This window comes from Chitinophaga sp., from assembly GCF_036569185.1.
Classification (GTDB): domain Bacteria; phylum Bacteroidota; class Bacteroidia; order Chitinophagales; family Chitinophagaceae; genus Chitinophaga.
This window is the reverse complement of sequence record NZ_DATCRD010000054.1, coordinates 1-21,383: the sequence shown is the minus strand read 5'-3', so window position 1 is coordinate 21,383 and position 21,383 is coordinate 1. Positions and strand designations below refer to the sequence as shown.

Below are 21,383 nucleotides of genomic sequence, written 5' to 3'. Positions count from 1 at the left end.
GGCGGATAGGGCGGGCAGGGTTGCCCGCCACTATTGTATAAGGAGGCACATCTTTCGTTACCACACTGCCGCCGGCCACCACGGAGTGCCGTCCTATTGTAACGCCTGCGGTAATAACGCTGTTGGCGCCAATCCAGCAATCTGCTTCTACCACAATTTCACCTACTGTACATGGCTGCAGCGAAATAGGCACATCAGGGTCTTTATAACCATGATTCAATCCCGACAGCACAATGTTTTGCGCCAGTATAACATTATCGCCTATACGTACCGGGCCGATCAGCACATTGCCTATTCCTATCCTTACATGATTGCCGATGATCACGGCGCCCATGCCATTGTTTACCGTGGCAAAATCTTCTATGGTAGAATAACTTCCCAGGGTGAAGGTATTAAAGGGAAGTACATCCATCCGGGTCCGTCTCCGGATAAGTGCGCCCTTCCCTTTCTTATGGAAAAAAGGATTTACGAACAACCGCACCCATAACCGGGGGCGGGCCTGATGCTTTGGCATCAGGAGGTATAAAGCCAGTTTCTTCAGACCAGGGTGTTGTTTCAGTTTTTCTTTAATGCTCATAGTCAGTTACCGCTGGTGTTTATGATGGCCTGGTAAATAGCTGCCACAGAATTTTCCCAGGTATGTGTGCCCGCAAAACGGATACGCTCACTTGCCAGTGAAGGATCTGCATTTTCTGATAAAGCCCTTTCAATCAGGGGAACATAGTCGCCCGGCGTTGCTGCCAGGTATACATGTTGCCTGAACAGTTCCATGGTTTTGGTGGCAGTAGCCACCACCGGTTTGCCCATGGCCAGGTACTCATCTATTTTCAGGGGATAGTTCCCTGCAGTTACCTCGTTCAGCACCTGTGGATTAAGGCATACATCAAAAGCCTGTATGTAAGCAGGGAGCTGCGACAGATCCTTATGCCCCGTAAAATAAACGTTGGGCAACTGGTGAAGCCGGGAAGCTTTAAAGTCTTCGTCTTCCGGGCCAACAAGTACCAGCTTCCAGTCGGGCCGTTCACTGGCTATCTTTATTAACACATCAATATCCAGTCGCAGCGATTTTAACGCGCCCACATAGCCTATTACCGGGCCTTTACCCGTTGGCACATCTTCGGGCAACGGATGCTCATCAGCTGCGTTGAACAGCCGCAGATCACATCCCTGTCCTACGTAATAGCTGGCGGGATTATACTGCTGCAGCATTTCTTTAAGGTATAATGAATTGGCTACCGCGGCATCGGCTTTTGCAATATGCTGCGGTTCCAGCTGTAGCCCGTGCTTTTTCCAGTAGGGAACGCCCAGCAGGTAATCCCTGCTGTAATATATATAACTGGATGGTTGTAACATTTCCTTGAGATAGAATCCCCGGAAGATGTCGTTATCATTAAATAAAATGATGTCTTTAAAATTCATTTCCCTGATAGCCTCCCGGATGCTGTCAGCAAACTTTCTGTTATTACGCTTGTTAAACCAGGAGAACAACGGTGTGAAAGGCAGCCAGTTGATGGATTCCAGTACTGCAGAAGGGTAGTAGTTCCAGAGGTTGTTGCTTACCGGAACAATAGACGGTACCTTTTTGCTGATGGCATTCAGCTGGTATTGCACATGCGGATCGTCCTTCCCGGTGATAAGGGTATTCCTGTCCAGCGGGGAGTTAATATATAATACCCTGTTATGCCGGGCAAATTCCAGCGCAATGTTTTTACAGTTACTTCCAATAGAAGTATACCATTGTTGCAGCCCGATTACAACGATATCTCTGTTTTGAATTAACGGCACGATAGCAAAGGTGTAATTGATGTATGCGGTTATAAACTAAAATGTAAGGTTTGCCGTTGGGGATGGTTAAATATGAAGTTCTGAACTTTAACTGCAAAGTAAATAAAAAATTCGATATTATTGAAGTATTACCATAACATTCGTTTTTAAAACCAGGAAAAAGGCTATGTCAGAAACAGTAGAAATAAGGAACTTAACCGTGGAAGATTACCTTGATCTCAAGGAGTCTATGGTATCGGCCTACGCGGATATGGCTGGCAGTTACTGGCGGGAGCCTACCATACAACGGCTGATCAAGCTTTTCCCGGAAGGGCAGATAGCAGTTACAGTAAACGATAAAGTAGTAGGATGTGCGCTGGCGATTATTGTAGACTATGAAAAATTCGGCGATAACCATACCTACGAGCAGATCACCGGTTATTATACCTTTAACACGCATAACCCCAAGGGAGATACGTTGTACGGCATCGAGGTTTTTGTGCATCCCGACTACCGCGGAAAACGGCTGGCCCGCCGTTTGTACGACGCCCGTAAAAACCTTTGCGAGCAGTTGAACCTCCAGGGTATAGTAGCCGGCGGACGGATCCCTAATTTTGAAAAGTACGCCGACCGGATGTCGCCCAGGGAGTATATTGAAAAGGTGCAGGACCGGGAAATTTATGATCCCACGTTAACGTTCCAGTTTTCGAACGACTTTACCGTAAAGAAGATCCTCAGGAACTACCTGCCCAATGATGAAGCCTCCAAAGGCTTTGCGACCCTGCTGCAGTGGTTCAATATCTATTATGAAAAGGACCTCGATACGATCCGGTATAATAAGTCCACGGTGCGCATTGGCCTGGTGCAATGGCAGATGCGCGACTATGGCGGCCTGGATGGCTTTCTGCAGCAGGTGGAATATTTCATTGATGCAGTGAGCGATTATGGATCCGATTTCGTGGTGTTCCCTGAACTGTTTAATTCCCCGCTGATGGGTGAGTTTAACCAGATGGACCCGGCGGGGGCTATCCGCGGGGTAGCCCGGTACACCGAACAGCTGCGGGAAATATTCCAACAGCATGCGGTAGCCTATAATGTAAATATCATTTCAGGAAGCATGCCCATTGTGATAGATGAGGGGCTGTATAATATTTCCTATCTCTGCCGCCGGGATGGTACATACGAGCAGTATATCAAGATCCATCCCACACCCGGTGAGGTATCCGCCTGGGGAATCAAAGGTGGAAGCGATATCAAAGTGTTTGATACCGACTGCGGTAAAATCGGTATCCAGATCTGCTACGATGTGGAATTTCCTGAGCCTTCACGTATCCTTGCGGAAGAAGGCATGCAGATACTGTTTGTTCCTTTCATGACCGATACCCAGCATGCCTATAACCGTGTAAGGTTTTGCGCGCAGGCAAGAGCCGTTGAAAATGAGTGCTATGTTGCCATTGCCGGTTGTATAGGGAACCTGCCCAAGGTAAATAATATGGACCTGCAATATGCACAGTCCTGCGTATTTACGCCTTCCGATTTTGCTTTCCCGGTAACCGGCATCAAAGCCGAATCAACCCCCAATACCGAGATGGTGGTGATCGCTGATGTGGATCTTGTATTGTTGAAGGAATTACATGCCTTTGGAAGCGTACAAACTAAAAAAGATATCCGGAAAGATCTCTATGAAGTGAAATACAAGAAGAAGAAACAGATATAAATGAACACTGGTTTTTAATTATAAATAACGGTAATATAATCAGGAAAAATAATAGGATAATGGCTGGCTGATGCTTGCTGTTATCCTTTTTTAGTTCTAAATTCCGTTACAAACTCCCTGATTTATGAAAGATCAAGCCTATTATCCGTCCTGGAAGAATTTATCCAAGTACCGGCAATATTTAGCCTACTTCAGTGAATATATAAGGTATAACGACTGGAAATCCCTCCAGGCATCCCTTAAACTGGTATTATTAAATAAGCCCTCGCTGGAAGAGTGGAATGCAAAGTCGGCGATGGGGCATTTCCGGATCCGCAAAGGCACTACTGATTTCCAGTTTATTAATTATGCCTATGAGAAAAAGGTACGCGATTACCTGAAGCAACAGGTGGAAAGCCATAACATTGACGGCTTCATCGACATTGGGGCCTGCATTGGTGAATACGATGTATGGCTGGCCGGGAAAGGTATTCCCTGTGTGGCATTTGAGCCGGTGAATCACAAAGCGGTGCAGGAAAACATTACCCTCAATAAGGTGGGCGACAAAGTAAAACTGTTTGCCTGCGGCCTTGGCAGCAAACAGGAAAAAGTGAACTTCAATATTATGAGCACCGTTACCGGTTCCAGTTATATTGACCGGGAAAGTGAGAAGGAGGGTAATATACCTATTGAAAGACTCGACGACCTGGTCCCTGAACTTGGATTTGACCGTAACAGCAAGATCATTGTAAAACTGGATGTGGAAGGAATGGAGACAGAAGTGCTCGAAGGCGCCCGGAATTTTATCAGTCAGACGCCTCACCTGCGTATTATTTTTGAGCGCTATGAAGGTGACAATACTGTAAACGATAAATTGAGCTCACTGGCAGATTTTACTTTCGAACGGATAGACCAGTTTAACTACCTGGCCACAAAAAAATAACCAACCTTTTCATACTTATAAAGGCAATACATGTTTATTTATGTATTGCCTTTTGTAGTTTTACCACCTTTGTGAGCAGGATTTACCGTTCAATGAATGTTTTTTATTCATTATATATAACGAATCAAAGCAGGATACCGGCTAAAGAAAGTTGAATAAATTTTAATAGGTTTATTTATTGATAACTAATAATTTAGAAGATATAATTAACCTGATACTATAAGCAATTCTGCGCTTTTAGAGAGAAAGGAAAGCAGGTTGTGCCTGAAAATGGTTCATTTTGCTTCAATCATCTTACCAGGTAAATAGATATAATGATTTGATAACCAAAAATATAAAAAGCAATAAAAACATGAGTAACAAGATTAATTTAGCGCTGCAGATCATCCCTTCGGTACCATCAGAACAGGTTTACCCGGTAGTAGACGAAGCAATTGCAGTGATCAGGGACTCCGGTGTAAAATACAGGGTATGCCCTTTTGAAACGGTGATGGAAGGAACCTATGAAGAGCTGATGGAAGTGGTGCGTAAAACCCAGGAAGTATGTTTTAAAGCCGGCGCCTCCCAGTTGCTGGTGTATATAAAAATGCAGATAAGAAGGGACGGAGATGTAACCATCGAAGAAAAAACCGGGAAGTATGATAGCATATAACTAACCATTTTGTTTTATCTTACCCACCGAATCAAAGGAGAGCCATATATGCGATACGCCGCCCCGTTGGATGATAACTCGAAGATTGTAACAAACCTGGTCATCATTATCACACTTATATTTTTGTTCAGACAAATCACGGATGTTTCACAGGATGCAGTGGTTACCACCATGCTGTTGTTTATCCTGGTACCGGCCATCCTGGTGGCATGGTGCCTGAGCCCCCGGTATTATATTCTAACGGCTACGACTATACTTATCAAGCGGCCCCTTCATAGTATTACTATCCGGCTGGAAGATGTGGTGCGGCTGAGAAGTATTACGGAGGAGGACCTGGGCGCCAGTTCCCGCCTGCTGGCATTGGGTGGTATTTTCGGATACCTGGGTACCTACCGTTCCAGCGAAATAGGCAAGTACCAGCGCTGGTGCACCAACCGGGAAAACCTGGTGCTGATAGAATCGCTTAACAGGAAATGGCTGATCAGTCCTACCGGTGCAGACGATTTTGTGAAGCGGGTAAATGCAACTATTAACATACCGGCATAAAAAAAGGGGAAGACAGCCTTCCCCTTTTTTTATGTGTTGAAGTAATTAATGGAAGAAGAGATACGCCAGTAATATGGCGCAGAGCATACCAAAGAAATCGGCGATCAGACCGGCAGCCAGGGCGTACCTGGTAAGCTTGATATTTACAGAGCCGAAGTACACCGCCAGTACATAGAAGGTGGTTTCCGTGGTTCCCTGTATAATGCTGGCCAGTTTTCCCACAAAAGAATCCGGTCCATGCGTTTTCAGGATATCTACCATCAGGGCGCGGGCGCCGCCGCCACTCAGCGGTTTCATAAACGCCACCGGCAGGGCAGGCACAAAATCCGTATTAAGCCCTATGGCGGCAAACAGTAAGCCGATCCCGTTGGTAATATAATCCAGGCAGCCGGTGGTACGGAATACGCTGATAGCTACCAGCATACCCACCAGGTAAGGAATGATCCTTACGGATACCTGGAACCCTTCTTTGGCGCCCTCGATAAAGGCGTCGTATACATTGATCTTTTTTACCATCCCCGCTACGAGGAAAATAATGACAATGCTGAAAATGATCGCTCCGCCGAGGGAAGCCGTTTTAGGGCCTATCTCCGCAGGAGGTAAACTACGTACCCAAACCCATAAAGCCGCCATGATGCCGGCAAACAGCGCCAGGAATGCCAGCACGGGTAATTTAAAGAGATTGATCTTCTGGTAGATGGAAACAACAAACATCCCCATAATGAACGCCATGAACGTGGAGATCAGGGTAGGGATAAAGATGTCTGCCGGGTTGGCCGCACCGGCGGCCAGCCTTATGGCTATCACGGAAGTGGGGATAAGCACTACACCGGCCGTATTCAATACCAGGAACATGATCTGCGGGTTGCTGGCCTCTTCCGGCTTCGGGTTGATCTCCTGCAACTCCTTCATCGCCTTCAGGCCCATAGGTGTGGCGGCATTATCAAGTCCCAGCATGGTGGCGGAGAAGTTCATCATCATAGAACCCATCGCCGGATGCCCCTTGGGCACGTCAGGGAACAGCTTGGAAAAGAAAGGGTTTACCAGCCTGGAAAAACGGTTGATCATCCCTGCCACCTCGCCGATCCGCATGATGCCCAGCCATAAGGTCATGATGCCGGCCAGTCCCAGCGAGATCTCCGCACCGGTTTTGGCACTGGCAAACATGCCATTCATGATCTCCCCGAAAATAGACGCATCATGTAAAACTACCGACTTGAAAAGTGCTACAACAAATGCAATCAAAAAAAATCCCAGCCATACGTAGTTTAATGCCATTAGATTATTGGTTTATTCATCAACAAATAAACTAAAATAAACCTATCTTTGCGCAAATTTTAAAAAATGGCTTTGCAAGTTGGAATTGTAGGATTGCCGAATGTAGGAAAATCGACTTTATTTAATGCGGTGAGCAACAGCGCTAAGGCGCAGGCCAGCAACTACCGCTTCTGTACTATAGAACCAAACGTGGGCCAGGTGGATGTACCTGACGAACGTATGCATAAACTGGCAGAGCTGGTAAAGCCCGACCGCGTAGTACCTACTACTATTGAGTTTGTAGATATTGCCGGCCTGGTAAAAGGCGCCAGCAAAGGAGAGGGCCTGGGAAACAAGTTCCTGGCCAATATCCGCGAAGTAGATGCGATTGTACATGTGATCCGCTGCTTTGAAGATGAAAACATCCTCCGCGAAGAAGGAGAGATCAACCCGGTAAGCGATAAAGAGATCATTGACACCGAATTACAGCTGAAAGACCTGGACAGCGTGGAACGTAAAGTGGCACGCACCGAGAAAATGGCTAAAACCGGTGGCGATCAGAAAGCAAAAGCAGAATTTGAAATACTGAAAAGATGCCAGGAGCACCTGGAAAAAGGCCGCAACATCCGTGAACTGGGCCTCAGCAAGGAAGAAAGGGTAGCTATTGCCGACCTGTTCCTCCTCACTGAAAAACCGGTGTTATATGTTGCCAACGTGGACGAAGCCTCCCTTCATACCGGTAACAAATTTTCACAGGCCCTGCAGGAATCCGTGAAAGCGGAAAACGCCCAGGTAATTGTGATGAACAATACCATCGAAGCACAGATCTCCGAGATGGAAGACCCCGCCGATAAAGAACTGTTCCTGGGAGAATATGGCCTCGCAGAACCAGGCCTGAACCGCCTGATCCGCTCCGCCTATAACCTGCTGGAACTGATCACCTATTTCACCGCCGGTGTACAGGAAGTACGCGCCTGGACCATCCACAAAGGATGGAAAGCCCCGCAGGCCGCCAGCGTTATCCATACTGATTTTGAGAAAGGCTTCATCAAGGCGGAAGTAATTGCCTATGATGATTACGTAAAGTACGGATCTGAATCCGCTGCGCGCGATAACGGCCGTTTACGTATTGAAGGTAAAGAGTATATCGTTGCAGACGGTGATGTAATGCACTTCCGTTTCAACGTTTAATGATACTTCTGGATAAGTTCCATGAAGGTTACAACAAACAAGACGGGCCGGCCATCCGGCCCGTTGCTATATAACCCCTAACGTACATGCATATATTAATTATGTAACCCCCCTGCGTTAATTCAAAATTCTTTTATTAGCTTAGCCACCTATTTTTTAATGTTAGCTCATGCGAATTGTCAGGAACGTAAAACTCTTTTTCCGGGAAGGAAACTCGGATAAGACCTACGAAATTGATCTTTGTGAAGTTGGCCCGGAACAGTACATTGTTAACTTCCGCTATGGTAAAAGGTTTGGTACCCTGAAAGACGGCACCAAAACAGTAAGCCCCGTTACATTGTCTGCCGCCACCACTATATTCGATGCCCTCGAAAAGGAAAAACGAAGCAAAGGTTATCTGGGAGAACAGGAAGCTGTCCAGGATTTATCATTTACACCGGTAGATACCACCCTGGTGGAAAATGTAATGCACCGCGCCATCCTCAAACGTTTACAGGATGCAGTGGAAGGGAAGAACAGCTTTAAAACTTCCTGGAGCACGTCCCGTGTTATATGGAGAGCCGGGGAAGAAAAAATAACAGCAGCCGTTCCCTACCTGGTTAAACTGGTAGAGAAAGGCGATGGCTTACAACGCTATGCTGCCCTCTGGGCGCTGGGTAAATCGGGCGATGCGGCCGCCATTCCGGTACTGCGCTCTTATGCCGACAACAGCTCCCGGCCCCTGAATATCAGGATGCTGGCAGCCAACGGCCTGCTGCTGGTGCTACCGCCGGAAGAACGTGCCACGCATGTACAATCTTACCTGCAACGACTGCCCGAAGTTTTCCAGCAAACCATTGCCAAAGGAAATACAGAAGAACTGCTGGCATTACTGCAGCAACAGGTGATCACCCGGCAGGAGCAAAGCTACCCGCTGCTGGAAGATCTCTATATCGTTGCCTTTGAGCAACCCGCTGTGAGAGTGGCTATCGGCAACCTGCTCATGCACCTGCCTTTCAGACCTTCCTGGTTCCAGCATATCCGCCATATCTTCAAACAGGCGGAACTGCGGGGCGACCAGGGCATAGTGGCCATACTGGCGGCACGCTTTGAAAGGGAAACTGCTATGTTTAAGAACCCCGGCACAAGGATCGATTATAATGATAAACGCTTTGTGCCCACCATCTTTGTTCCTGAGCTGAAAGAATCTTTACAGGCAGATAAAGAACTGAAAAAGCCCACCAGTAAAGTGGCCTATTCAGACAAGACCCGCAACTATCTTCATTACCGCGTATTCCGCAACCTGCGCCGCCTGGGTGAGCGGAATGACGATCAATATGTTCGCCTCGCCACCGCATTGCTGCTGCAGTATGATGAAAGCAGGGATGGCGCCAAAGAATACCAGACCCCGTTATACCGGTGGGTGAATGGCCGCTATGTGACCTTCTACCGCCAGTATCCGGCTAACTCGAAACTGGTGTATCTCAACTATATTCTTCGTGGTAATGCCGCCAACCTCCGGCTTACACGGGATCATAAGGAATGGGTTTTCACAGACCAGGAAGCGCCTAACGGGCAGGGACAAACGAAATCTTCCCCCGGCGGCAACCCCGATGCGTTGAAAGACAAAGGCGGCCTGTTGAAAAAGCTCTTCGGCTGGCTGGGTGGGGACAGGAACCTGCAGGCATCCGCGGTACCACCTGAATATAAAGCTGCTACCCCGCAGGCAAAACCAGCAGGAGATGCGCCCTTCCTGCACCTCTGGCAACAACTGCCCCAGGCTTTTATCCAGCTGCTGGTATCGGCGCGCATGGAAGCCGTGCACCTCTTTGCCATGGAGCAACTGAAAGCGCACCCTGATTACGATGCCCTGAAAGATAAAATGGACGAAGGTGTGATTGCCGGGCTCCTGGCCAATGCCTTTTCTATCCCCTCGATGTTCGGGCTGGAACTGGCCAAAGAAAGATACGACCCCGCCAACCCGTCGTTACGCCTGCTGTATGTACTGGTTATGAGTCCCCTGGAACTGGCCCGTGTGCAAGGGCTGCAATGGATCAGCGACAATGAACCCGTTTGCTTTGCAGATATGGATTTCCTTATGCAGCTGGTGTTTTCTCCATATAGGGAAGTGCGCGACTTTGTTCGTAAAAAACTCAACCCGGCGTATTTATCCCTGGATAAAATGAGAACGCTTTGTGTGAAAGCAGTGACGGGATTACTGGCGCTCAAAGCGGCTACGCCGGAAGGAAATGAGAATCTCAACGATGGCTGCAGCATCCTGGAAGGGAACTGTCGCCCTGCACTAACGGAAACGGGTATACCGGATATTGAAGCATTGCTGCAAAGCCCGGTAGCCGCCTGCCAGGCTTTTGCCGCCAGGTTGCTGCTCCTGAAACGGGGCCAGTTCAACTTCAGCGAAGTATCTGATACAATAGTGAAAGGCTTGATCAGCAACGGTTTCCTGCCGGTAAGAACGGCAGGGGTGGAAGTGCTGGAAGCAATGGGCAGCGATGAACTGCTGAAAAGACCGGAACTGGTGCTCCATATATTATTAAGTACGTATACGGATGTACGAAATGCAGTGCGCCCGCTCATCAGCCGCCTGGTACAGCAGGATAAACGCCTGGCCGTGTACCTGGTAAATGAGCTGGTACCCCTGCTGATGCGTAAGGAAACTGCTGAAGGCATGCATGCAGATATTGAAGCTACGCTCAGTAATGAACTGGTTGATTATCTCCAGGATATTGATACTGCCACCGCTTTACGCCTGCTGTATGCCAATTACAGGTCGGCCCAGCAGTTTGGGTTGCTGGTGCTCCAAAAGTATATCCCCGCCTCGGCCTTGTCGTTGAAGCAGGTAATTGCCGCCGGTAACCATGAACTGCTGAAAGTAAGGGAGTGGAGCTGGCACTTTTATTACGACAACGCGGCGCGTATCCGTTTTGAAAGAGACGCCGCCATCGGCCTGCTGGATGCAAAATGGGACGACACCCGCCAGGAAGCGATGGAGTTTTTCAGAACACAATTCACGGATAACGATTGGTCGCCCGAAACCCTGGTGGCAGTGGCCGACAGCGTGCGCCCGGATATCCAGGCGTTTGGCCGTGAACTGTTACTGCGCTTTTTCCATGAAGAAGACGGACAAACCTACCTGTTAAAACTGAGCCAGCATCCAAGTGAAAGTATGCAGTTGTTTGCCACCAATTACCTGCAGCAGTATGCAGCCGGTAACCTCGTTTTCTTACAGCAGCTGGAACATTATTTCCGCGTGGTATTAAGCAGGGTAAATAAGGCCCGGGCTGCGAAGGAAAGGATCTTTACGTTCCTGGAAAAAGAAGCCATGAAATCAGCAGAAGCAGCCACCTACATCGGTAACATTATTGCGCATATATCCGCCACGGTGGCTATCGGCGACAAGGCCCGCTGTATCAGCATTATGCGCAGTATACAGGAACAGTACGCCGTGGAACTGCCTATTGAAATAGTGCCAACAACGATCAGAGTATCTTAAAAAAGTAATCCATTTATGTTATTCAACTACAGATACAGCGGGAACTCCAACGTATACAGCAATGCCACTTCAGCGGGCATTTCGTTTGCACCGGATACCCGTCGTGACCCCACCTTCTTTGTGGGTAAGCTGCATAAGAAAATAGCTTTCCGCGAAGCCATTTCCGCCCTCCACGACGTAGTGGTATCTGACCTGCGTTTTAAACCCAAAGATAAAACCGCCTACAAGGAATGGGCCGCCCAGCAGGAAACGGTATGGCTGGCCGAATTCATGAACGGCTATGATATAAAAGCCGCCGATCAGCGGATAGATGCGCTGAGAGCAGAGCTCAGCAGTATTTACCAGGAGAAGGACAGGGTAATGGCGCCATTTTATAAAGCCAGGAAAAGTTATTTCGATTATTTATACCAGAAAGACCGCGACGCCTGGTTTGTACTGGATCCTGTGATCAGCGTACATCCTGATGAACTGTTCTTTGAATGTTTCAGCCAGGATGAATCTACCTACGGTAAACTCAGCGCCAGCTACAATGTGTTTAAGGAAGTAAATGAGTTTGAATGCGGTACCACCAATATTGATTATTCCGCTTCCCTGTATAACGAATTCCAGAAGATCCGCGATTACAAGGAAACAGATTTTAAGATTGATCCGGGAGGATTCCAGGTACAAACCTCGCAGGAAGAATTGTACCATGAAGTAAAGATAGACCTGCCCGATAGCTGGGTGAGAGGATTTCTGCAGGTAAGCTCCGCAATGACGCTGCCGGCAGCCTCTTTTGATCTGCACCCGATGGATGTATATAACTTCTGCTCCTGGCTTCGCCGTTTTAAGGAAAAACGCGGGCCGCGCTCCATCCGTTTTATACTGGAACCAGGTAAGCCGGTACGCGCTGTGTTTGAGCCCTGGAACCAGGAAATCGTATGTGCGAGATCGTTATACACCGGTCCGCAGCGCAGGGAGATCAGGATATGGGGGAGAAGACGATTGCTGATCCTGGAAAGGCTGATCCCTATTGCAAAAAAGTTTACCGTGCATCTTACCGGCAACGGGCTGCCTTCCTTTTATGTGGCGGACCTTGGGGATATGCAGTTTACGCTGGGGCTTAGCGGGTGGACGGCCAACGACTGGTCGCGCGCCGGGCAGTTTGACCTCATGGCGCCGCGTGCGGAAGTAAGCGACCAGGCAAAACTTACCGTTTTTGAAGACCTGAAAACCAGGTGGATGGCCAAACCGGAAACGATTGTTGCCGCCACCGGGCTCGACAGGGCCACAGTACTTGGCGCGCTGGGCATTTATACCCAGGCGGGCAAAGTGATCTATGATCTGCATACAGGATTTTACCGCCTCCGGGAATTAAGCCGTGAGCCATTGCCGCTGGACCAGCTACGCTTTGCCAACCCGCAGGAAGGTGAAGCCACTAAACTGGTGCAGGCAGGGAAAGTGGAATTTACGGCCACTGAGATCCCGGGAACAGGATTACAGCTGAAAGGAAATGTAAAAGGCGCACAACGTATATACCATCCCGTTATAACCATTGACGGAGATGAAAGATTGAGTAATGCGCATTGCGACTGTAACTTTTACAGCACGAATAAATTATACAAGGGGCCCTGCGAACACATGCTGGCACTGCGTATAGCGCATTCGGAAAATAAAGCGGTAAAATAATTGAAGGAGATGTTTTATATCCGGGAATTATTTTCTACCTTGCTGACTCGTTAATAAACAAAGATCTTTGTAAAGAGGAATTGATTGCACTTGCGCCCGAAAAGGGACGAATGATGTTTCGTCATTCAGGTATTCTGACTATACATGCTTCACTAAATGCAATCTTTACTTTGGGAGGGGCCTACTGTACGCATATTTCCAGTAGAAGCCCCGGGGGCTGAAATATGCGTACAGTAGGCCCCTCCCTGGAGTTGATTGATTTAGTCAATGGTTTGCACGAAGGCCTTTTCCTCTTTACAGAATTTTGTTTCCCCCGTTTCAGCAAGGCCATACTCCCGGCCGTTTTTCACCTTCTTCCTGGTATATTTATTTGAAGACACTGGATTTTTTTATTAAGATGATCCTGTTGTCTGAGTCATGAAACAGCATAAATACAAACATATTTATCATGTTCTTAACCCGTCAGCAACTGTACGATAAGATACGTGCATCCTCTAAAGAGGAATATATATTACAGGAAATGACCCGCCTGGGTTTCTGGGCCGAAAATGTTGCGCAGCCTTCACCGGCAGCCACCCTTATCCAGAAAGAGAACGAGGTGCGCCGGCAGCTGAATGACCTGCTCAACGAGCGGCAACGCTACCGCAATAAGCGGGCAATGCTGGAAGACATGCGCAAAGCCCGCATGGCCAAAGCCAAACTGAAAAGAGAAGAAACCAAACAACGCCGCGAAGCCGCCAGGAAAGAAAAAGCAGCCGCATGGGCCACCACCAGGCAACAGGAGATCGTTTATCTTGGCGAAGAAGTATCTGCCGGCTTAAATAAAAAAGTGCCGGATGTAGCGCAGCTGCAAAAATTCGGGCTGCCCGTATGGGCCGATGCTACCGCACTGGCAAGCGCTATGGGCATCAGCATCGGTAAACTGAGGTATTTATCTTTTAACAGGAAGGTGGGGCATCATACCCATTACCAGCGTTTCCAGATCCCGAAAAAATCCGGCGGCGCCCGTACTATTTCTGCCCCCATGCCACAGCTGAAAGCAGCGCAGCACTGGATCCTGGAAAATATTCTTTATAAAATAAAAAATGACGAAGCAGCTCACGGTTTTGTGCCGGGTAGATCCATTGTTACCAACGCGGCGCCACATACCGGGCAGGATATCGTGATCAATATGGATCTGCGCGACTTCTTCCCATCTATCGCGTATAAACGTGTAAAAGGATTATTCTGTAAACTGGGGTATGCAGAACAGGTAGCTACCATACTGGCGCTGATATGTACAGAACCGGAAGTAGATGAAGTATTGCTCGACGGCCGCAAATATTATGTAGCTAAAACAGCCAGGCATCTCCCGCAGGGAGCCCCTACCAGTCCCGCTATCACCAACCTGATCTGTTATAAACTGGACAGGCGTTTTGCGGGCCTGGCGGCAAAATACGGTTACGCCTATACGAGATATGCCGATGATATGACCTTTTCCGCAAAAGGGCCTGCTGCTGATAAAGCAGGGCAATTACTGCGCGCAGTGAAGATGTTTGTAAAGGAGGAAGGATTTACCATCCATCCCGACAAATTGAAAGTAATGCGCAAAGGCGATAAGCATGAAGTAACCGGCATCGTGGTAAACGAAAAGCTGAGCCTGGACCGTACCACCCTGCGTAAATTCCGGGCGTTGCTGCACCAGGTGTCAAAAACCGGTTTGGCAAACAAAAGCTGGGGCAAAGGAAAAAATATTATCAGCAGTATGGAGGGATACGCCAACTTTGTACATATGGTGAAACCGGAACTGGGCGCAAAGCTGAAAGCCACATTGGGCGCATTGTTGCAACGGGAGGATATAAAAACGGAAGCCCGCGCTTTATGGACTGGAGAGAGCCCTGTAAAAAAAGTAGTGGCCGACTTTAAACCGGAACCGCTTAACAAACAAGATCCTTCCTCAGATAAGCCCTGGTGGGATGTAGTATAATAACTGGCAAGCAAACATAAAAAGCCCCGGGTACCATCAACAGTATCCGGGGCTTCTCTTTTATAAATTATAACCTATAGAAATATAGGCTTGTGTTCCAATAGTAGGGTTACCCCATGATTGAATATACTTTTTGTTCAACAGGTTGGCTGCACCCAGTTTAACCGTGGTTTTGGCTTTCGGGAAAAACTTGCTTACCATGGCATCCAGTGTGCCAAAAGCAGGAATTTCACTCAGCCCTGCCGCATTTAAATTAGGCCCTACAAAAGAAGACTGCCATATAAATGACTGCTGCCATTTCCATAAAATATTAAAGGCAAAATTGGAATTGGCAATATTGCGGTTACCAAAGTTCAGGCTGTAGCGCACCTTTGGCGTGTTGTACATTGTCATAAATGAGCCGAGGTCTTTTTCATTGGTCAGTTCATTATAGGAAATGTTACCACCGGCGGTGAAATTAAGCGGCAGACTGTAATCCAGTCCCAGCGCCCATCCCCAGGAGTGCACTACTTCTGTGGCGCTTACCGGCACAGAGAAGATATTATTCTTGGCAGGATCGGCAGTAGGCTGCACCAATACCTGCGTACCGTTCATATTTTTGAAGTCATTTTTATAGATGTAGGCATCTACCAGCAGTTGTTTTGCGATCACGGCTTTATAACCTATTTCATATGCCTGGATCCTTTCCGGCAGGAACTCGCGGAAAACATACTGGGTGGGGTTTCCAGCCTGTACGGATTGCAGGGAGAATACCGGTCCTTTATCCAGGCCATAACGTTCACGCAGGAAAGGCAAGCCCCCGATCAGGTGCGCCTGTGGTGTTACGAGATCGATATACTGATCCTGGTTGTGAGGGATACGGAAACCTGTTTGATAGGAAGCGCGGATATTATGCGTACCGAGGAAAGTATACACAGCAGATAAACGCGGGCTGAACTGGCCTTTGAAGTTCATGTTCTTATCATAACGCAGGGAGCCGGTCAGTTTCACATGATCTTCTATGATCTTTTTCATGATCTGTACATAACCACCGTATTCATTGATGCGGAATTCCTTGCCGTTATCATCTACGGCGAACAGTGTTTTTTCAGAATTCAGTGCATAGCGGCGGTAGTTACCACCCACCAGGATCTCTGCAAAATGAATCAGGTTATGAAAGTTATACATGAATTCGGCCTGGTACAGGTTGGTCTTATCTGTGAATTTCGCGCCCACGCCGGAAGCATCGCCGGGAATGGGTTTATTCTTCACTTTATCTGCGGCGGCATCAAATTCAGGCGTGCCGGGGATCAGGCGACCTTTATCGGCATTCGCGCGGGCTGCGCTGATAAAGTTTGCCTGCTGGGATTGAACAGCTGCCTGGGCGGCTGCAAACGCAGCAGGAACGCCCTGTGGGAGGTTATTGGTAAAAGTTGTTTTAAAGAGATTACCGGCCGCCAGTCCATAAGTACCGAAGTATTCTGTATACCATTGCTGACTGCTTTTCCAGGCCTCATTGATGCCGGAAGCAAGCGTACCACCGGCGTAACTATCGCCCGCTCTCTCCTGTGTAGTATATAATCTTACATAGAAATCAGGGCTCTTCAGTTCCACTTTATACTGACCCATGTTGAAGTTCTTCAGGGAGTAACGGTCTGCCCCTGTATATACTGTAGTACCGGAACCATAGCTACCCTGTAAAATGGCTTCCAGGTTGGGCGTTAGCCGGTAATGCAGTGCGGCGTTCAGTTTCAGGTTTTTGGTAGTATAGTCCACTACATCCGCTTCGTTGTAGCCGGTACGGGTTACGTTCGACATGTTCTGCGGAGGCAGGATGGCGTTGTATAACTGATCTGGTGTGAGGGCGCCGCCCAGTTGCTGCGATAATGCAATCATCTGCGGCATGAGCGATGGTTTCAGGCCGGTGTACATATTCACCGTATTCTCATCTCCATATACATTCACTCCATTATAACCTTCATTATTGGCGCGGGTGCCGTTTTCCAGGGTATGACCGTTTGCCAGGCTCTGGTCACGCTGATCATAAGCCTGCCAGTCCTTTGCCTGGAGATAGCCAACATTCAGCTTGAAAGCCACCTTATCGCTGAATGCATGCGCGTAACGTACAGACACATCGTAGAAACCGGTAGTAGCGGTGGAACGGCCGGCATCATTCAGGAAGCCGGTTTTCACGAGGGCGCTTAATCCCTGGTACTGGAAGGGATTTTTGCTGTTCATCAGCAGGATGCCGTTGAGCGCATTGGGGCCGTACAGAGCGGAAGCCGCGCCAGGTATAAGTTCCATGTTATCGAGGTCTACTTCAGGAATGCCCACCATGTTGCCTACGGCAAAGTTCAGACCTGGGGCCTGGTTGTCCATTCCATCATTCAGTTGCAGCACGCGGGTATTACCATTGCTGTTAAACCCCCGGGTGTTCACTGATTTGAACGTTAAGCTCTGGGTGCTCATTTCCACGCCTTTCAGGTTGGCCAGCGCATCGTAGTAAGATGCAGCGGGAGAGGCTTTCAGGGCGCGCGCGTCCAGTTTTTCAATGGATACGGGCGACTGCAGGATGCTTTCCTGTGTACGGCTGGCGGCAACCACCACTTCCTGGCCGAGAATTTCAGTGGAGCTGAGCTCCACATCCAGGTTGGCCGTAGCGGAAGAAACCTCGTGCTCCTCTGTTTTAAAACCCACGTAAGAAAACACGAGGGTTAACGGGAACGCATGGGTGGTTTTAAGGGTGAAGGCGCCACCACTGCCGGTAATAGTGCCGGTGGAGGAACCCTTAACCGCTACGGTCACACCAGGCATGACGTTGCCGGAACCTTTTTCGCGTACCGTACCATGAATAGTGGCGGAATTTTGTGCTGAAATTACCTGGGTAAGGGATAATAAAAGCACCAGGCAGCCTGTGAGGGCTTTGATTAGAATGCTTCTCATACACGATGGATTTATAAAAGGTTTAGACTCGGTTTAAATAAATATAACGAAAAAAAACCGCATATAGCCAACGGGAGTGCAGGGGATTAAAATAAAAATGCAGCAGGGTTATCCTGCTGCATCTATCTCATTATAAGATCTTCAGAATCAATATATTTTTAGTGCATCCATTCCCGTAAGATCTTGCCGATCTTCTCAAATTCAATCAGGAAACCATCATGACCATACGAAGAATCTATTTCATGATAAGCAGCATTGGGGAGATGCGCTGCCATAAACTGCTGCTCTTCCGGCGGGCATAAAATATCGCTGCTGATGCCGATCAGCAAGGTTGGCTGCTGAATATGCGAAAGGGTAGCGGTAATATCCTCATGGCGGCCACGGGCAATATTGTGACTGTCCATCGCTTTGGTGAGCAGCCAGTACGATTGCGCATTAAAGCGTTTTACGAGTTTATCGCCCTGGTAATTGATATAGGAAGATGCCCTGAAGTTGTCGGTCTTCTCTTTATCTTCATCAGATTGCGCGCGCACAAAGGTCTGGTAGTTGCGATAGGTAAGCATTCCAATAGCCCTGGCGGCTTTCAGCCCTTTGGAACCGGCGCTGTGATTGTTATCCTGCCAGGTATCATCCGCTTCAATGGCCAGTCGCTGCGCAGTGTGAATGGCAATACCCCAGGCGCTTTCCGCGGCCCCGGTGCATAACAGAAAGAGGCGGTCGATCACAGCCGGTTCAAACAGCGACCATTCCAGTGCCTGGTAGCCTCCCATGGAACCGCCTATCAGCAGGTGGATACGGGGAATCTGCAGGTGCTGCCTCAGGAGGATATGCGCCTGTACCATATCGCGGATGGTAATGGTAGGGAACTGCTGGTACCAGGGATGCCCTGTTTCCGGGTTGGTGGTATGTGGGCCACTGCTGCCATAACAGGAGCCGATGATATTGGCGCAAACAATGAAGTGCCTGCCGGGATCAATGGCTTTACCGGCGCCGATCAGGCCGGTCCACCAATCAGCGGCATCACTGTTGGCCGTAAGGGCATGACATACCCAAACTACATTACTTCCATCTTCTTTCATCGTACCATATGTATGATACGCGATATGTAATCCCGGTAATACTTCCCCGGATTCTAACCGGAATGCTGCTTGACTGTGAAATACCTTTGCCGACAATGCTTCTTCAAATTTGCGCAAAACTACAATATCAGAATTAAAAACTGTAAAATACAGCCGATGATTTACGAATCACGGTCACTGCATAAATCCTGATGGGTTTTATTTATCTTTGTTGAAGATAACCTAATAATCATGAAGATAGCATTACAAAGAGTAGATGATGGATTTAATATGGAGGCAGTAGATGAAGGCGGCCACAAGGTACTGATGGACTCATCTCTGGAGAATGGCGGTAAGAACAACGGCGTAAGACCCATGCAAATGGTGATCATGGGCCTGGGCGGCTGCTCTGCCATTGATGTGATGATGATCCTGAAGAAACAACGCCAGGAAGTAACAGATTTCCGTATAGAAATTGATGCAGAAAGAGAAAAAGGTAAGGAGCCATCCCTCTGGGAAACCGCTCACCTGGTGTTTCATCTCAAAGGTAATATCGATCCCGATAAAGCAGCACGCGCTGTGGAATTGTCTATGAACAAATACTGTTCTGTAGCGGAAACCCTGCGTCAGGGTAATACCAAACTGACCTGGGAAGTGAAACTGAACGCTTAAATGCTGTAATTACCATATCCATGAGCAAAGAAAAAAATCAATACCAGCCGGATACCAATGCGGTAAGAATGCAGATGTCCAAAACAGACCAGATGGAGCATTCTGCCCCCATGTTCCTTACTTCCAGCTTCTGTTTTGATAATGCGGAAGAAATGCGGGCTACTTTTGCGGATGAAACAGACTTCAATATCTACAGCCGTTTCAGCAATCCCAATGTAGACGAATTCGTAAAGAAGATGTGCGCCCTGGAAGGGGCGGAAGCAGGATATGCCACCGCTTCCGGCATGAGCGCTATATTCGCGGGTTTTATGGCCCTGCTGAAAAACGGCGATCACCTGTTATCGGCCCGCTCCATCTTTGGCTCTACCCACACCGTGATCACGAAGTTCCTGCCTAAATGGGGCATAGAAACTTCTTATTTCGATATGACCGATCCAGCAGGCATGGAAGCGATGATCAAACCCAATACCAGGATGATCTTCGTGGAAACGCCTTCCAACCCCGGCCTGGAAATCATTGACCTGGAACTGCTGGCGGGAATTGCCAATAAGCATAACCTCATCCTGAACGTCGACAACTGTTTTGCAACACCGGTATTGCAGCGTCCCATTGAATACGGCGCCCACCTGGTAACGCATTCAGCCACCAAATGGATCGACGGGCAGGGCCGCGTACTGGGTGGAGTAGTAGTGGGCAAGGCGGAGCTAATCAAAGAGATCCATACTTTTTGCAGAAGCACGGGCCCGGCCATGTCGCCATTCAATGCCTGGGTGCTGAGCAAAAGCCTGGAAACGCTGCACGTACGCATGGAGCGCCATACTGCCAGCGCGCTGAAACTAGCGCAGTCGCTGGAAAATAACCGGCACCTGAGCGGCGTGAAATACCCTTTCCTGACCAGCCATCCACAGCACGACATCGCCCGCAAACAAATGAGCGGCGGCGGTGGTATCGTATGCTTCGAGCTGAAAGGCGGCCTGCAGCAGGGCGTCCGTTTCCTGGATGCGTTGCAGCTTCTTTCATTAACCGCCAACCTGGGCGACAGCCGCAGTATTGCTTCCCATCCGGCCAGCACCACGCATGCAAAGCTTTCTGATGAAGAAAGAGCGATAACCGGTATAACACCCGGCCTGATAAGGATTTCTGTGGGATTGGAAAATATTAAGGATATCCTGGAAGATATAGAACAGGCACTGGATGCGAGTTTTGTCTGACGCGGATTTTGTCTGACTCAGGATTAGGCTGATTATACTGATTAGCTGGATTTGATCATTTTTGATTTTAATGGATTCGGGGAGATATAAGCGGTTATTATTCGCTTATATCTCCCCGAATCTTTTTAATCTTTTAAAATCCAAAAAATAAATTCCAGTTAATCAGTATAATCAGCCTAATCCTGAGTCAGACAAAATCCGCGTCCGACAAATTCCGCATTAGTTTTAATTTTTCTCGTTATATTAGAATCATGAAATCCTTTGCCCATTTTCTCCTCGTCCTGCTCCTGGCTTATGCGGCAGGCATGATACTGCCCTGGTGGAGTGTAGCGCTCGTCGCTTTTCTC

General features: G+C 48.3%; 15 protein-coding genes. 10 read left to right on the top strand and 5 right to left on the bottom strand.

Annotation, left to right across the window (positions count from 1 at the left end):
• The coding region (locus VIM72_RS04150; protein ID WP_332001603.1) for an acyltransferase at positions 1-577 on the bottom strand (577 nt) is incomplete at its 3' end.
• A gap of 2 nt (positions 578-579) precedes the next feature.
• Positions 580-1,785 (bottom strand): glycosyltransferase, encoded by a 1,206-nt coding sequence (locus tag VIM72_RS04145; protein WP_332001602.1) that lies wholly within the window; start codon positions 1,783-1,785, stop codon positions 580-582.
• Positions 1,786-1,951: 166 nt separating this feature from the next.
• Here VIM72_RS04145 and VIM72_RS04140 point away from each other — a divergent pair, with 166 nt between their 5' ends.
• The 4 genes from VIM72_RS04140 to VIM72_RS04125 all read left to right on the top strand — a co-directional run bounded on the left by VIM72_RS04140 (position 1,952) and on the right by VIM72_RS04125 (position 5,601).
• Positions 1,952-3,481, top strand: coding sequence for a bifunctional GNAT family N-acetyltransferase/carbon-nitrogen hydrolase family protein (locus VIM72_RS04140; protein WP_332001601.1), 1,530 nt, complete (start codon positions 1,952-1,954; stop codon positions 3,479-3,481).
• 124 nt (positions 3,482-3,605) lie between these two features.
• Positions 3,606-4,403, top strand: coding sequence for an FkbM family methyltransferase (locus VIM72_RS04135; RefSeq protein ID WP_332001600.1), 798 nt, complete (start codon positions 3,606-3,608; stop codon positions 4,401-4,403).
• A 352-nt stretch (positions 4,404-4,755) separates the two neighbouring features.
• On the top strand, positions 4,756-5,055 hold the full coding sequence (locus VIM72_RS04130; protein ID WP_332001599.1) for a thiamine-binding protein: 300 nt from the start codon (positions 4,756-4,758) through the stop codon (positions 5,053-5,055).
• Between the two features lie 48 nt (positions 5,056-5,103).
• Complete coding sequence (locus VIM72_RS04125; protein WP_332001598.1) at positions 5,104-5,601, top strand: PH domain-containing protein; 498 nt, start codon at positions 5,104-5,106, stop codon at positions 5,599-5,601.
• Between the two features lie 45 nt (positions 5,602-5,646).
• Here the strand turns inward: VIM72_RS04125 and VIM72_RS04120 are convergent, their stop codons facing one another.
• Positions 5,647-6,879, bottom strand: a complete 1,233-nt coding sequence (locus VIM72_RS04120; protein WP_332001597.1) for a nucleoside recognition domain-containing protein — start codon at positions 6,877-6,879, stop codon at positions 5,647-5,649.
• Positions 6,880-6,945: 66 nt separating this feature from the next.
• Between VIM72_RS04120 and ychF the strand changes: the two genes are divergently transcribed.
• From ychF to VIM72_RS04100, 4 genes are all read left to right on the top strand, one after another.
• Positions 6,946-8,049 carry a redox-regulated ATPase YchF gene (gene ychF, locus VIM72_RS04115; protein ID WP_332001596.1) on the top strand — a complete coding sequence of 368 codons (1,104 nt, stop codon included), beginning with the start codon at positions 6,946-6,948 and terminating at the stop codon, positions 8,047-8,049.
• 169 nt (positions 8,050-8,218) lie between these two features.
• On the top strand, positions 8,219-11,539 hold the full coding sequence (locus VIM72_RS04110; RefSeq protein WP_332001595.1) for a HEAT repeat domain-containing protein: 3,321 nt from the start codon (positions 8,219-8,221) through the stop codon (positions 11,537-11,539).
• Between the two features lie 15 nt (positions 11,540-11,554).
• Complete coding sequence (locus VIM72_RS04105; RefSeq protein WP_332001594.1) at positions 11,555-13,207, top strand: SWIM zinc finger family protein; 1,653 nt, start codon at positions 11,555-11,557, stop codon at positions 13,205-13,207.
• Between the two features lie 448 nt (positions 13,208-13,655).
• Positions 13,656-15,173, top strand: a complete 1,518-nt coding sequence (locus VIM72_RS04100) for a reverse transcriptase family protein (RefSeq protein WP_332001593.1) — start codon at positions 13,656-13,658, stop codon at positions 15,171-15,173.
• Positions 15,174-15,233: 60 nt separating this feature from the next.
• On the opposite strand, the gene VIM72_RS04095 is transcribed toward VIM72_RS04100, so the two are convergent.
• A complete protein-coding gene (locus VIM72_RS04095) occupies positions 15,234-18,095 on the bottom strand; it encodes a TonB-dependent receptor (RefSeq protein ID WP_332001592.1) in 2,862 nt (953 codons plus the stop codon).
• Positions 18,096-18,253: 158 nt separating this feature from the next.
• Positions 18,254-19,270, bottom strand: a complete 1,017-nt coding sequence (metX, locus tag VIM72_RS04090; protein ID WP_332001604.1) for a homoserine O-acetyltransferase MetX — start codon at positions 19,268-19,270, stop codon at positions 18,254-18,256.
• Positions 19,271-19,405: 135 nt separating this feature from the next.
• On the opposite strand from metX, the gene VIM72_RS04085 reads away from it, so the two are divergent.
• Positions 19,406-19,825: an OsmC family protein gene (locus VIM72_RS04085; RefSeq protein ID WP_079467397.1), complete on the top strand. Its 420-nt coding sequence runs from the start codon at positions 19,406-19,408 to the stop codon at positions 19,823-19,825.
• Between the two features lie 20 nt (positions 19,826-19,845).
• Positions 19,846-21,036, top strand: coding sequence for an O-succinylhomoserine sulfhydrylase (locus VIM72_RS04080; protein WP_332001591.1), 1,191 nt, complete (start codon positions 19,846-19,848; stop codon positions 21,034-21,036).
• The last annotated feature ends 347 nt before the right edge of the window (positions 21,037-21,383 follow it).

Excerpts from the sequence above, each read along its gene's own strand:
- VIM72_RS04140 (WP_332001601.1), top strand. The coding sequence starts at position 1,952 with ATGTCAGAAACAGTAGAAATAAGGAACTTAACCGTGGAAGATTACCTT.
- VIM72_RS04135 (WP_332001600.1), top strand. The coding sequence starts at position 3,606 with ATGAAAGATCAAGCCTATTATCCGTCCTGGAAGAATTTATCCAAGTAC.
- VIM72_RS04130 (WP_332001599.1), top strand. The coding sequence starts at position 4,756 with ATGAGTAACAAGATTAATTTAGCGCTGCAGATCATCCCTTCGGTACCA.
- VIM72_RS04125 (WP_332001598.1), top strand. The coding sequence starts at position 5,104 with ATGCGATACGCCGCCCCGTTGGATGATAACTCGAAGATTGTAACAAAC.
- VIM72_RS04120 (WP_332001597.1), bottom strand. The coding sequence starts at position 6,879 with ATGGCATTAAACTACGTATGGCTGGGATTTTTTTTGATTGCATTTGTT.
- ychF (WP_332001596.1), top strand. The coding sequence starts at position 6,946 with ATGGCTTTGCAAGTTGGAATTGTAGGATTGCCGAATGTAGGAAAATCG.
- VIM72_RS04110 (WP_332001595.1), top strand. The coding sequence starts at position 8,219 with ATGCGAATTGTCAGGAACGTAAAACTCTTTTTCCGGGAAGGAAACTCG.
- VIM72_RS04105 (WP_332001594.1), top strand. The coding sequence starts at position 11,555 with ATGTTATTCAACTACAGATACAGCGGGAACTCCAACGTATACAGCAAT.
- VIM72_RS04100 (WP_332001593.1), top strand. The coding sequence starts at position 13,656 with ATGTTCTTAACCCGTCAGCAACTGTACGATAAGATACGTGCATCCTCT.
- VIM72_RS04095 (WP_332001592.1), bottom strand. The coding sequence starts at position 18,095 with ATGAGAAGCATTCTAATCAAAGCCCTCACAGGCTGCCTGGTGCTTTTA.
- VIM72_RS04085 (WP_079467397.1), top strand. The coding sequence starts at position 19,406 with ATGAAGATAGCATTACAAAGAGTAGATGATGGATTTAATATGGAGGCA.
- VIM72_RS04080 (WP_332001591.1), top strand. The coding sequence starts at position 19,846 with ATGAGCAAAGAAAAAAATCAATACCAGCCGGATACCAATGCGGTAAGA.